The organism is Gardnerella sp. DNF00497B, assembly GCF_049262725.1.
Taxonomy (GTDB): domain Bacteria; phylum Actinomycetota; class Actinomycetes; order Actinomycetales; family Bifidobacteriaceae; genus Bifidobacterium; species Bifidobacterium leopoldii.
Genome location: NZ_CP058400.1, coordinates 1,402,595 through 1,415,491, shown reverse-complemented (window position 1 = coordinate 1,415,491; position 12,897 = coordinate 1,402,595). Strand labels below are relative to the sequence as shown.

Genomic DNA, 12,897 nt, shown 5'->3' with positions numbered 1-12,897 from the left:
GTGTCGACTGTGTGAACACTATATATAGTTATTATTTAAAATAGCTAAAAATAGCGTGTTTGTAAGCGTGTCGTGTTCTATGAAGTGAATATGGGTTTAGCTTTAACGATGAAAAATGTAATCTATCTCACAAAATTTATATTTGAAACTACTTAACTTACATATTGTTAAGCCTTGTGCATATCCGCCTATAAAATTATTAAGTGCGTTTCTTGAAGGGGCGTAACGCAAAATAAAAAGTTGTGCATTTTGTAGATAATGCAGATTGCTTGGGTGCGCAAAGCATGCGTGCAAATAACAAAACAAGTACAAGATAAGAGGTGTCATTATGACTCAAGCTCAGGCAAATATTGGTGTTGTTGGTTTGGCTGCCATGGGTTCGAATTTAGCGCGTAATCTTGCGCATCATGGAAATACAGTAGCTGTTTATAATCGTCATTATTCGCGCACTGAAACTTTAATGAATGAGCATGGCAGTGAAGGTGCTTTTGTGCCTTCAAAAACTGTTGAAGAATTTGTAGCTTCTCTAAAGCGTCCGCGCACCGCAATAATTATGGTAAAAGCTGGTGCTCCTACGGATGCTGTGATTGAAGAACTTGCAAATGCTATGGAGCCTGGAGATATTATCGTCGACGGAGGAAACTCTTATTTTGAAGATACGATTCGCAGAGAGCGTGACATTCGCGCGCGTGGTCTTCATTACGTTGGTTGCGGTGTTTCTGGCGGCGAAGAAGGTGCTTTGCGTGGTCCTTCGATGATGCCTGGTGGCACTGAGGAATCTTGGAAGACTCTTGGTCCTATTTTGAAGTCTATTGCTGCTGTTGCTGAAGGTGAACCTTGCGTAACGCATATTGGTACTGACGGCGCTGGTCATTTTGTGAAGATGGTTCACAATGGCATCGAGTACTCGGATATGCAGCTTATTGCCGAAAGCTACGATTTAATGCTTCGCGGTTTGGGCATGAAGTCCGACGAAATTGCAGACGTGTTTAGCGAGTGGAATAAGGGCGAACTTGATTCTTATTTGATTGAAATTACGGCTGATGTGCTTCGCCAGAAGGATGCTAAGACTGGTAAGCCTTTGGTTGAGATGATGGTGGATCACGCTGGCATGAAGGGCACTGGCACTTGGACTGTACAGTCTGCGCTTTCGCTCGGCATACCAGTTACCGGTATTGCTGAAGCCGTGTTTGCTCGCGGACTTTCCAGCCAGGTTGCTTTGCGAGAAGCTGCTGAAAGCCAAGGTTTGACTGGTCCGGATGTGCATTTTGATTTGAACGATGCTGAGCGTAAGGCGTTTATTGAGGATATTCGCCAAGCTTTGTACGCTTCTAAGATTGTTTCTTATGCTCAGGGATTCGACGAGATTGCTGCTGCTGCAATTGAGCATGATTGGAAGATTGACCAGGCTGCGGTTGCTCGCATTTGGCGTGGTGGATGCATTATTCGCGCTCAGTTCTTGAACCGCGTTTCTGAGGCTTTTGAGTCCGGTGAAGCGAGCGTTTCTTTGCTTTTTGCACCGTACTTTAAGGATGCTATTGAAAAGTCGCAGGCTGCTTGGCGTCGTGTTATTGCGCGTGCAGTTGAGCACGGGGTTCCTGTGCCAGCATTCTCTAGCTTGCTTGCATACTACGATGGATTGCGTTCCAAGCGTTTGCCAGCTTCGCTTATTCAGGCTCAGCGTGATTTCTTCGGCGCTCACACTTACGGTCGCATTGACGAGCCAGGCGTATTCCACACTTTGTGGGCAGAGCCTAATCGCCCAGAAGTAAAGCAAGATTAAAACAAATAATATTTAGAGATAACAGACCTTTGCATTATTATGCAGAGGTCTGTTATTTATTGTTCTGAGTATTATGCATGTTGCTAGAAAGCTATACAAGTTACTTAATAGCAGCTTGCAAAGTTTCCGCGGTGGTTAGCCAAGAGATTTCGTCAGTTCCGTTTGCAAAAGACGCAGGATATTCTGGATTATTATCACCAGAAAGTACATTCATTAAAGCAGCGCCTTTTTCTTCTCCTGCAGTCAAGAACCAAGTTCGGTGGCTGTGAGCTAATACAGGAACAGTAAGAGTTAAGCGCATAGGCGGCAACTTAGGGGAGTGATTTACTCCAACAACAATGCGATCGCGATTATTAACCTGCGGTAATCCTGGGAAAAGTGAAGCCATATGCGCATCCGGCCCCATGCCAAGAATTGCTAGATCAAACACTGGCTCTTTGCCAAGTATGCTCACGATTTCTTCCTCATAGTCGCGCGCTGCAGCATCTAAAATAGCGTCATTTTCAGCGTCGCTGGCTGCTGCAATTTTCTCAGCATTACGCTCATCTGCAGGCATTTCGTGAATATGAGATTCTGCCAAAGCTTTGTTAGAAGTAAGTAAGTTAAGAAACATTTCGCGAGCCTTGCGCGCATTGCGATCCTCGCTATCATAAGCTACGAAACGCTCATCTGCCCACCAAATATGCACTAAATTCCAATTAATTGCTGGTAAAAGCGGGTTATTAGCAAGCATTTGGAACATGCGTATTGAATCTGTGCCACCAGTAAGTAATAAATGAAATGGTTTATTGAGATTTTGCACATCATTCTGTGATTCCATAATAAGCGTTACTAGACGTTGGGCTGCAACGGCTGCAAGCACATCGCGATTATCGTATCCGTAAATACTTGCGTTATGTGCAAAAGTAACTTCATTATTTGTCATAGTTGTTCCTTTTATGCAATTAAAAATATTTCACGAATTGTTTCACGTAATGTTTCACGCATTTTCTGAAGGATTATCTCGCACCAGCTGCGCGTAAATTTCGTCCGGATCAATGCGTCTCAATTCTTCGCTTAAGCAATCATCCAGAGTGCGAATAGGAAGCGCAATAGGTTGTGCAGCCTGTCCAGGCAGGCTAATCAAAGCTTGATCTCCGCCAGCAGGGCGAGTGAGTGACAATGTGCCATCCTTGCGTTCTAAAGTTACGGAAGTAATAGCTTGAGCTTCAGGATTTTCAACTATTTCTACAGGAACGTGCAAGCTACTCTTAAGCCAAGCTGCAAGTAAATGCAAAGACACGTAATGAGTAGGACCCACAACCTTCGCGCTAAGAATAGGCAAATGTGGAGGTTGATCGAGCATAGAAGCAAGTAACGCGCGCCAAGGAGTTAAACGCGTCCAAGACAAATCTGCATCTTGCGGAGACCAGTTTTTACGCAAGTTTTGCACAGTTTTAAGAGTATCGTCTGCTCGCTGTGCGTCAGTAATTCTGCTACTTGCCATAGCTCCAAGCAAATCGTGAGCAGGATCTTCCGGAGCGTTTGTTGGCCACCATGCAACAACCGGTGCATCTGGCACAAGTAGTGGAATGACAAGCGTATCCGGATGACGAACTAAACCGTTGTGTGGATACAAAATAATAATTTCGCCAGCTCCAGCATCTGCGCCAAAACGTACTTGAGCATCGAGATTCGGCACAACCTCACCGCGCTCAGCAGCGTGCTCGCTAGACCAATCTCGAACCATTGCAATAACTCGGCAAGGATGCTCGCGGCTAGCTGCGTTTGCTGCATCAAGTGCATGCTCTAACTCTTTAAGAGTTGTATCAATAAGCAAAGTGAGCACTCGACCAGTAGCAGATTCGCCGCGCTCTTCGTGCAATTCGTCGATTTTTGCTGCAATTTTGCTTGTATTAGTATCAGGAAGGTTGATAATCATGGCAGCCTCCAATGGCGATTATCTCGAGCAAGCATAGCATCAGCTTCTGCTGGACCCCACGTTCCAGCGCGATATGGTTGCGGTTGTGTGCTAAGCGAACTCCAGAATTCCTCAATAGGGTCAAGAATTTTCCAACTTAAATCTACTTCTTGCGTAGTCGGGAATAGCGGTGGTTCGCCAAGAAGTACGTCAAGAATCAAGCGCTCGTAAGCTTCAGGGGAACTTTCAGTAAAAGAGCGTCCGTAACTAAAGTCCATAGAAACGTCTCGAACTTCCATAGCAGTTCCGCCAGGGACTTTCGCACCAAAGCGCATAGTAACGCCCTCGTCTGGCTGCACTCGAATCACAATAGCATTGCTACCAAGCTCTCGAACTGCAGTAGACTCAAACGGCAAATGCGGAGCACGCTTAAAAATAACAGCAATTTCCGTAACGCGCTTGCCTAAACGTTTTCCGGTTCGCAAGTAGAACGGAACTCCAGCCCAACGGCGAGTATCAACGTCAAGTCGCACTGCAGCGTACGTTTCAGTAGTGCTTTTAGGGTCGATTCCTTGCTCTTCCAAGTATCCAACAGCTTTGTAAGAGCCTTGCCATCCTGCTGCATACTGTCCTCGAGCAGTATTGGCAGCCAAGTCTTGAGGTAGTCGGATTGCGGATAGAACTTTCGTTTTTTCAGCAGTCAAATCGCTAGCGCGGAAACTTACAGGCTCTTCCATAGCAGTAAGCGCCATAAGTTGAAGCAAATGGTTCTGAATCACGTCACGTGCAGCACCGATTCCGTCGTAGTATCCGGCTCTTCCGCCAATGCCAATATCTTCAGCCATCGTAATTTGCACGTGATCGACGTAATTTGCGTTCCAAATCGGCTCATACATTGCGTTAGCAAAGCGGAAAGCCAACAAATTTTGCACAGTTTCCTTGCCTAAATAATGGTCAATTCGGAACACAGAATTAGGATCAAAAACTTCAGAAACAACGCGATCCAATTCTCGTGCGCTCGCTAAATCGTGACCAAAAGGCTTTTCAATAATTACGCGTCGCCAAGCATGCTCAGAAGAGTGCGAAAGACCTGATGCTGCAAGCTGTTGGGCAACAACTGGGAAGCTGGAAGGCGGAATAGACATGTAAAAAGCGTGATTTCCGCGAGTACCTCTGTCTCGATCAAGTTCGTTCACTGTTTTGCTTAAACGCTCAAACGCGGACGCATCGTCAAAGGTGCCGCGTACGAAACGTATGCCTTTAGCGAGATTAATCCAAGTTGACTCACGAAATGGCGTTCTGCAATGCTGCTCAATATTTTCGCGCACAAAGTTTACGAAATGTTCATCCGTCCAATCGCGTCTCGCAAAACCAGTTAAACCAAATCCTGGAGGCAAAAGCCCGCGATTAGCTAAATCATATACTGCTGGCATAAGTTTTTTGCGTGCTAAATCGCCAGTAATGCCAAAAATTACTAGGCTGCACGGACCCGCAATGCGAGCTAAACGCAAATCACGTGGATCGCGCAAAGGATTCGTCCAAGTAGATACGCTTTCCCCAGCGTCTTGCAAATCACGTAGTGTCCTCAACTCAGTCATAGATACTATCGTAATATTTCGTAGCTATTTTCACCACGCAAAACACAATTTATTATGCTTAATAACAGTATTAAAAAGTTTTAGCGCGTTATAACTCTAATTTTCAGCCGCCGCATACAGCTAAACGAATCATCTTCGCGTATTGTGGACCGCCAATTGGAGTTAAGTGAACTCCATCGTCAGTCAAATATTCCGAGTGACCATTACTCAAACCATGCCAGTCTATAATGCCAACATTATGATGAGTTGCTGCGAACTTGCGTAAGCTATCGTTCGTTGCATCCTGCCAAGGTTGCGGAACTCGTGTGGTAACGAAATAAACAGGTCTACCTTTTGCGACATCAACCATGTGTTGAAGCACGCTATCGTCATGAGGAGGACCGTTGGTTCCAAGAGCGAAAATCACCACATCTCCAGCGTGTTTTGCCGAAATATCTTTCTCGTATTCATCAGCTCCGTGGAAAATTTGTCTACTCACTTTTCCATCTATATAAGCGTTAGGCATAACTTGCATCAAATATGGTTTAGCGCCTTCAGTAATGGAATCTCCAACCATAGTTAAGTTTACGGAACAAGTATTGCGTCGTTTGTCGATCCGCGTATGAGTAGTAACAAGATTTCGTGGAACTTTTTCTGCAATAGGGAAGAGAATACGATACTTCGATGGTGTAGGTGGAAGAGACTGTTTTACTACATTCTTTTGCACACCTTTTGGAACTGCTTTTTCTTTTGTTTCTTGCTTAGAATTAGTTTTGTCAAAAGCAGTAGGTTTTTTATTTGACGATGAAGATTGCTCTACTTGTGCTGTCAATTCTGGGCGAAGCTGCATTGACCTATGCTTGGCTATATCCTGCCAATTTACTGGCAAGATAATTAACGACACAATAATTATGCAGCACAAAGTTAGTGAGACAGAGCGAATAAGCTTAAATAATTGTTGATCTTTTATTGGCTTTTCAAATAACTGATACAAGCATTCTGCAAGTGCAACTATTACTAGTGCTTGCAAGACTTGCTCTCCTGTAGAAATAGCAGTTGTTCTATTTGCTGGGTTGAATAATTCAAGAACAGGGAAGTGAACTAAATAAATTGCAAAAGAGCGTCTGCCGATATAGGCGAGTGGAGTCCATGCAAATATTCTCGAGCAAATATTATCAGTTTGCGTGCAAGACCATAGTATTAGTGTGCAAGCGGCTGCTGTTATTGTGTATCCGCCAAAAACAAATACTGAAGATGTGCCTTCTGCATACACGAAGCAGTAGCACAACACAATTGTTGCCAATAACCCAACGCAAGATCGCTGCCATGCACGAAGTGGATTATAAAAAACAGTTTTTGGCTTATTGAATGCGTTATTTGGAAGTTCTTGTATATCTGGAGTTACGCCATTATCTGATAAATCAATTTGTAATCCTTTACGCAAGTCAGCAGGTATTCCATCTTCAATAAACTCTTTTTCTTTATTTGCGCAGGATTTATCTGATTTTTTCGTTAATGCCGAATTATCTACACTACTGTCTAACTTAACTGATGAAGCTAAGCTGACCGATATGTTCTTTTTGCCCATTAGCAAATGTAATGCATGAATAAGCCACGCGTGGAATGAATGTTTGGCAAACCAAGCACCGTACATTGCTAGCATTGCACCCATTAAGAATTCTGATGCTCTCGTATCTAGAGAATAGTAGACGCGAGCTGGAGTTGTGTAATTGTTAAATAAGTAGGCAAAAGTAAAAGTAAGAATAGAAGAAAGTATGGCTAAGCCTGCTGTGATATACATGCGTATTAGCTTGCTACGCACGAATTTAATAAGTGCAGCAAGGATAATAGGCCATATAACAAAAGCCTGCATTAAAAGTCCGAGATACCAAAGATGTTTGATAGGAGAAGGTAGTCCGGACTGTTCAAAATATGAAAGTTTACGGGCAACATACATTATATTGCTAAAGAATCCGGAGCCTGAAAGAGCATCCGCTTGTAACTTTGGTAGTAGACTTGGCGAAAAAAGCCACATAATTGGTGCTGTTATAGCGATAATTCCAAGTGTTGACGGCCAAATTCTTTTTACGCGCTTTAGTAAATACTCCCAGTAATGCTTGATTCCTTGAGTATTTTTATTATTATCTCCGATATTTTTTGTATTTTTTGCGTTTTCATCTGCGTTTAAATAGCGCAGAACTGATCTCGTACAAAAATATCCTGCCAATACCAAAAATAGTGTTACTCCAAGGAATCCTCCCATAAGAAGGCTTGGACGCATATGAAAGCATACAATACCAATAATTGCTAAAGCTCTTAAACCGTCTATTGCTTTATTTCGCTTCGAAACAGTATTTGTAGGTAAAGTAGATGATTGTTTATTTTCAGCTTTTGCGCTATGAATAGTTTTTTCTACGGTATTATTTGCGTTTGCTGAAAGATTAGTTGAGGTCGTTTTACTAGCATTTTTTTCTGCAGGAACCTTCTTTGTTTTGAAGGATTGATCTGCTTGTGAAGCAGTGGAAGTGTTCACGCATCTCTTTTTTGTCATCTTGCCTACGCTTCGGTAACCATACTGGTATGTATGCAACATATCGTGTGTAAAACGTAGCAATAGTAACTGTGTATTAAGACACTTTTATAGCTTAAAGCGTGTCTTGTTGCTATGCCTAGGATGTGCTAGAAATATGTGATTTTATACTACTTCTGTAAGTGATACAAAACGTTTATTATTTAACGAAATTTGTTAACAAAATTTTGTTTTATATGCTCTATTGCTGTCGTTCGTCGGTGCGCGCTAAAGTGAGATAGAACAGTTATATGAATTGTTATTAAAGTTATCAAAGGAGCCAATATGGCAGAAACTTTTAACGTTGTGGTAGAGATTCCACGCGGTTCTAAGAACAAGTATGAAGTGGATCACGAAACTGGTCGCGTATTCTTGGATCGCACCCTTTTCACAGCTATGGGTTATCCAGATGATTACGGTTATATTGATGGCACTTTGGGCGAAGATGGCGATCCACTTGACGCTCTTGTTATGATTCCAAATTCTGTGTTCCCAGGATGTGTTGTTGAGTGCCGCGCCGTTGGCTTGTATCACATGGTTGATGAAGCTGGCGGAGACGACAAGGTTTTGTGCGTTCCAGCAGACGTTCGTTTTGACGACATCAAGGATATCGATGACGTGAACGAGTATCATAAAGCTGAAATCAAGCACTTCTTCGAGCAGTACAAGGCTTTGGAGCCAGGTAAGGAAGTTCTTCCTGGTGACTTCTGGGCTGGTGTAGAGCAGGCTGAGAAGGAAATCGTCGCAGCTCGCAAGCGCTTGGAAGAAAGCGAAAAATAAGTTTCGCTTTTAATGAGTAAAACAATAAAGATTAAAAGCTAATAAATAAAACGTCGAAGACACATACCGTGTTTTCGACGTTTTTATGTAAGTGCGTGCTGCTTTCAAAAGTAAATTAAAATGTAACGTTGCATACGCTTTTAAATAATTTTAAGCAGCTACTAGCATTCCAAGGCCTGCAATATACACGAGCATTCCTGAAAGCATTATTGGCAATATAGAAATGGCGATATCGTGCGAAACTATTCCAGTTTCGTATTCTTCATAATTGTTGCGAACCCACAAATATGAAAGTCCTGATAGCGCGATTAGCATAAATATGCACAGTACTATAACGAGTATTCCACCGTCTAAATTGCGAAGCGATGGCATAAAGCTAATAATTGACGGCAAAAATAGCCAACCCGGAAGTGCTGCACAAGCAATACTTGCAGTAAGCGTGTGCGAAAGATTTCGTACTAAATTTGTGCGATTCTCGCGCAGCATTTGCCTCAAGAATGTTACAAATGTTGCTGCTACAAGAATTAGAGCAAAAGATACAGCCCAGCGTTCGTAAGGGTGAATTGCAGCAATGAACTTACTCATCGACACAGTTTCGTTATCAATAATGACGCTTTTTGGTAGCCATACCTTTAATACTCCGGTTGCAAACCATGTAGAAGCAATTCCTGCGCATAATGCAATAGCTCGGTCAATTACATTTCCGTGCAGTGGCCACAACGCTATAAATGTAAGCATTATGATAAGGCATAATATAAGTGTTATTTTTGCTGTTGCGATTGGCAATATTGCTGCAATTGCGAGAAGTACTACAACAAAAATTTGGCTTACAAACATCGCTAATGCGTTCATGCTAGGTATACGGGTATGTTTTTGAACATTTACGCAAGAATTATCATTTTTCTGCATCTTATTATTGCAGATACGTGTTTCATTGCTCATACACACTCCCTAGTGCTGTAAGTTTTATATTTATAAAGCGTAATATGTCCATAAAATATTAACAAATTACTTTGTTTATTTACTAATGTAGCCTATAACCTGCACTGCGCTTTATTGTGTTGATATTTTTTATCTTTAGAAGATGCAAGTGTTGCAGTTGTCGCTATTTTTCGCAGTATGGTTTACAATTCCTGTAAAGGCTGAATTTGCTACTACATCAATTGTTTGTTGGAGGCATCATATGACTGATATCACATTGATGACTTCGTGTGCTTCTCCTTCTTCAGTTTTACCTTCACTTACTTTGTTATCTCATAAAGTGCGTTTACTTTCTTTGGATACGTCAAGTTTGGCAAAACTGCCCGCACAAACCATTCTTTTGCTTGATGCGCGTGAGGATTTAGCTCTCGCTAAATCAATGTGTTCTTCTCTGCGTGTTGCAAATATTACGGTTCCTGTCATATTAGTTATAACTGAGGGTGGTTTTACTGTAGTAAATCCTTCGTGGAACATTTCTGATGTTGTGCTTACTAATGCTTCTCCGGCAGAAGTAGAGGGTCGTTTGCGTTTGGCTTCTTTGCAACACGGATCTTCTGATGATTTGTTTGTGCATTCGCAAGGCTCTGAAATTGATGATTCTTTCAATTCAGACAATGGAACTATGCGTTCTGGAGATCTTGTTGTAGATATGCGTAGCTACACAGTGAGTTTGCATGGTCATCCTGTTGATTTAGCTTATAAAGAATTTGAATTGCTGAAATACTTTGTGCAGCATCCGCGCAGGGTGTTTACTCGTGCTCATTTGTTGCAAGAAGTATGGGGTTACGACTACTACGGTGGCACTCGTACTGTAGACGTTCATATTCGTAGACTTCGTGCAAAACTTGGTGTTGAATATGAACATCTAATTGGCACAGTGCGTAATGTTGGCTATCGCTTTGATCCTTCGGAGTCTGATGAGAATAGCGAAATTTCCGAAAGCAGTGTTGAAGATGATTCTGAAAATGATGCAGATAAGCAGTCTGCGCAATAATGATTTATCGAAGCTCTAATATGCGAGAATCAAAACAAGCGAAATTAGCTCGTATTTATGCAGAGTACGATTTATTGTGCAAAGAAATACCGGAGCCGAAGTGTGCATTAAATTTCAAAAATCCATTTGAGCTACTAATCGCTACTGTATTAAGCGCGCAAACTACGGATAAGCGCGTGAATATCGTGACGCCTGAACTCTTTTCTATTTTTCCCAACGCGAGTTCCTTAGCTGCTGCTCCTGTATCTCAAGTTGAGTCAATTATTTACCCTCTCGGATTTTATAGAGTAAAAGCACAGAATATTATTTCATTATCTGCATGTTTGCTTAATAATTTTTCTGGTATAGTGCCATCAAATATGGAAGATTTAATATCGTTGCCGGGTGTTGGTCGTAAAACTGCCAATGTTGTTCTTGGCAACGCATTTGGATTACCGGGGTTTCCTGTAGATACTCACGTAATACGTGTTACAGGTCGTCTTGGTTGGCGTAAGGTTCAGAATCGTCCAAATCCTGTTGCTATTGAGCGCGAAATAACTGCTTATTTTGCTCCTAAAGAGTGGACTAATCTTTCTCATAGACTTATTTTGCATGGCAGAAAAATTTGCACTGCTCGGAATCCAAAATGTGTTTCATGCCCTTTAAATACAACATGTCCGTCGGCAATTATTTAAAGCGTGTTGTTTCCAATTCAGATATTGATATAGACTGTAGGTTATGTCAAGAACAGGCAAATATGCGTATCGCACTTCCAGGTCAGCTCATGCTCGCACTAATGCAGACTGGATGCCATGGGTTGTGTTTGTAGTTGTGTCTGTAATAATGAGCGGCATTTTGTGGTGTGGATGGCAAATATACCAGGGTCATTCGCCTTTTGCTGCAATAATGCATCCAGCTAGTAACTCAGTGCTAAAAGTTGGTTTACGTACTGCTCCTGAATCTCTTGATATTAGAAACGACGACAGTGACGCTTTACAGCAAGCTTTAATTGGTAATGTTTACGAAACTCTTGTTAAACGTGGCGATGATAATAGTTTGCAACCAGGTCTCGCGAAGTCATGGGATATTTCGAAAGACGGCTTAACATATCGTTTTAATTTGCGTCAAGGTGTGCGTTTCTCTAACGGTAGTGAGATGACTTCGACTTCCGTATTACAATCTTTGAAACAAGGCATCACAAATAATTATCCTGGTTATAGCGCACTTACAAATATTAAAACTGTTAATAATCCGGATGATTACACTTTAGTAATTACACTTAATAATCCAGATGCGTTACTTCTACGTCGTCTTGCTGGACGTGTTGGCATTGTCTATGACACAAAATCGATGATCGACTATGCAAGTGCTGCTCTTGGCACAGGTCCTTTCACTGTAAGTGACTACAATAAAGGCAATTCTTTAGTATTACTTCGCAACGATAAATATTGGGGAACCCCTGCTTCTTGTGCAAGTATTACTTTGCAATATTTCAATAGCGATACTGCTCTAGCTGAGGCAATGGAAAAGGGCAATATTCAAATGGCAGTTCCGCTTGAAGGTAACGAAAATAAGCGTCTTGCTGCTGTTGCTAATACGCAAATGGTAGAGGGTCAGAGCACAAGAGTGCGATTTATTGCAATAAATACAACAGTTTCATCGATTTTCTGCGATGAGCAGGCTCGTAAAGCTGCGAGATACGCTTTGAATGCGCAAACTGTACTTGCAGCTGATGGCAATGGTGGTGTTCCAGTAGGAGGACCTATTGATCCTCTTTCAACTGGTTATGAAGATTTAAATGGATTGTATCCTTATAATCCAGGCAAAGCTGCTCCCTTGTTCCATTACTTTAGCGCAAGCTATTTAGGAACTATTAATTTTCTTGTTCCACAGGGCGAAGGTGGAGTTGGGCGCGAGCTTTCAAAACAGATTAGTTCCGTGAGCGGTTTTAAGGTCAATCTTGAAGAAGTTGATCAACAAACTATGCGTAAGCGTATTAGTGAAGGTAAGTATGATCTTGCGCTTACTACGAGCAATCGTACTTTAGATGAAGGCATGTTTGCAGAAAGCGGTTCTCCGTTCGTTTTGCAAGACGCGCGTGCTCAACAAGCTTGGGCCGATGCGGTTCATTCTAAGAATGCAAACGAATATGAGGCAAATGCTCGTGCATATGCGCGCGAAGTAAGCAATAATGCTGCAGCTCACTGGTTATATGCTCGAAAGAGCATTATGGCTGTAAAGTCTAATGTAAGCGGCTATACGAAAAATATGACGGATCAGCTTCTGCCATTGCAGAGCGTAGTGGTGAAATAGAAAAGCGTAAGATTTGCGTTG

Annotated in this window: 10 protein-coding genes; 5 read left to right on the top strand and 5 right to left on the bottom strand. The window is 42.1% G+C overall.

What is annotated here, in order from left to right; all coding sequences use genetic code 11:
- Window positions 1–328: 328 nt before the first annotated feature.
- Window positions 329–1,783: an NADP-dependent phosphogluconate dehydrogenase gene (gene gndA, locus HXT26_RS05535; protein WP_004574149.1), complete on the top strand. Its 1,455-nt coding sequence runs from the start codon at window positions 329–331 to the stop codon at window positions 1,781–1,783.
- 100 nt (window positions 1,784–1,883) lie between these two features.
- Here the strand turns inward: gndA and pgl are convergent, their stop codons facing one another.
- The 4 genes from pgl to HXT26_RS05515 form a co-directional block, all read right to left on the bottom strand.
- Entirely contained in the window at window positions 1,884–2,708 is an 825-nt protein-coding gene (gene pgl / locus HXT26_RS05530; RefSeq protein WP_410297144.1) for a 6-phosphogluconolactonase, read from the bottom strand.
- Between the two features lie 54 nt (window positions 2,709–2,762).
- Window positions 2,763–3,704 carry a glucose-6-phosphate dehydrogenase assembly protein OpcA gene (locus HXT26_RS05525; RefSeq protein ID WP_004574147.1) on the bottom strand — a complete coding sequence of 314 codons (942 nt, stop codon included), beginning with the start codon at window positions 3,702–3,704 and terminating at the stop codon, window positions 2,763–2,765.
- Entirely contained in the window at window positions 3,701–5,281 is a 1,581-nt protein-coding gene (gene zwf / locus HXT26_RS05520; RefSeq protein WP_004574146.1) for a glucose-6-phosphate dehydrogenase, read from the bottom strand. Before zwf ends, HXT26_RS05525 begins: the two co-directional genes overlap by 4 nt.
- Window positions 5,282–5,384: 103 nt before the next feature.
- A complete protein-coding gene (locus tag HXT26_RS05515) occupies window positions 5,385–7,811 on the bottom strand; it encodes an acyltransferase family protein (RefSeq protein WP_032835326.1) in 2,427 nt (808 codons plus the stop codon).
- 303 nt (window positions 7,812–8,114) lie between these two features.
- Here HXT26_RS05515 and HXT26_RS05510 point away from each other — a divergent pair, with 303 nt between their 5' ends.
- On the top strand, window positions 8,115–8,609 hold the full coding sequence (locus tag HXT26_RS05510; RefSeq protein ID WP_004105658.1) for an inorganic diphosphatase: 495 nt from the start codon (window positions 8,115–8,117) through the stop codon (window positions 8,607–8,609).
- Between the two features lie 150 nt (window positions 8,610–8,759).
- On the opposite strand, the gene HXT26_RS05505 is transcribed toward HXT26_RS05510, so the two are convergent.
- Window positions 8,760–9,551, bottom strand: a complete 792-nt coding sequence (locus HXT26_RS05505) for a beta-carotene 15,15'-monooxygenase (protein WP_415696270.1) — start codon at window positions 9,549–9,551, stop codon at window positions 8,760–8,762.
- Between the two features lie 241 nt (window positions 9,552–9,792).
- Between HXT26_RS05505 and HXT26_RS05500 the strand changes: the two genes are divergently transcribed.
- The 3 genes from HXT26_RS05500 to HXT26_RS05490 all read left to right on the top strand — a co-directional run bounded on the left by HXT26_RS05500 (window position 9,793) and on the right by HXT26_RS05490 (window position 12,876).
- A complete protein-coding gene (locus tag HXT26_RS05500) occupies window positions 9,793–10,584 on the top strand; it encodes a response regulator transcription factor (RefSeq protein ID WP_032835323.1) in 792 nt (263 codons plus the stop codon).
- Window positions 10,585–10,604: 20 nt separating this feature from the next.
- On the top strand, window positions 10,605–11,258 hold the full coding sequence (gene nth / locus HXT26_RS05495; RefSeq protein WP_032835362.1) for an endonuclease III: 654 nt from the start codon (window positions 10,605–10,607) through the stop codon (window positions 11,256–11,258).
- Between the two features lie 112 nt (window positions 11,259–11,370).
- A complete protein-coding gene (locus HXT26_RS05490) occupies window positions 11,371–12,876 on the top strand; it encodes an ABC transporter substrate-binding protein (RefSeq protein WP_064340652.1) in 1,506 nt (501 codons plus the stop codon).
- Window positions 12,877–12,897: the final 21 nt, after the last annotated feature.

Bases quoted from the DNA above. Each gene is read 5' to 3' on its own strand.
- HXT26_RS05510 (WP_004105658.1), top strand. From the start codon at position 8,115: ATGGCAGAAACTTTTAACGTTGTGGTAGAGATTCCACGCGGTTCTAAG.
- HXT26_RS05515 (WP_032835326.1), bottom strand. From the start codon at position 7,811: ATGACAAAAAAGAGATGCGTGAACACTTCCACTGCTTCACAAGCAGAT.
- nth (WP_032835362.1), top strand. From the start codon at position 10,605: ATGCGAGAATCAAAACAAGCGAAATTAGCTCGTATTTATGCAGAGTAC.
- HXT26_RS05500 (WP_032835323.1), top strand. From the start codon at position 9,793: ATGACTGATATCACATTGATGACTTCGTGTGCTTCTCCTTCTTCAGTT.
- pgl (WP_410297144.1), bottom strand. From the start codon at position 2,708: ATGACAAATAATGAAGTTACTTTTGCACATAACGCAAGTATTTACGGA.
- gndA (WP_004574149.1), top strand. From the start codon at position 329: ATGACTCAAGCTCAGGCAAATATTGGTGTTGTTGGTTTGGCTGCCATG.
- HXT26_RS05505 (WP_415696270.1), bottom strand. From the start codon at position 9,551: ATGAGCAATGAAACACGTATCTGCAATAATAAGATGCAGAAAAATGAT.
- zwf (WP_004574146.1), bottom strand. From the start codon at position 5,281: ATGACTGAGTTGAGGACACTACGTGATTTGCAAGACGCTGGGGAAAGC.
- HXT26_RS05525 (WP_004574147.1), bottom strand. From the start codon at position 3,704: ATGATTATCAACCTTCCTGATACTAATACAAGCAAAATTGCAGCAAAA.
- HXT26_RS05490 (WP_064340652.1), top strand. From the start codon at position 11,371: ATGCCATGGGTTGTGTTTGTAGTTGTGTCTGTAATAATGAGCGGCATT.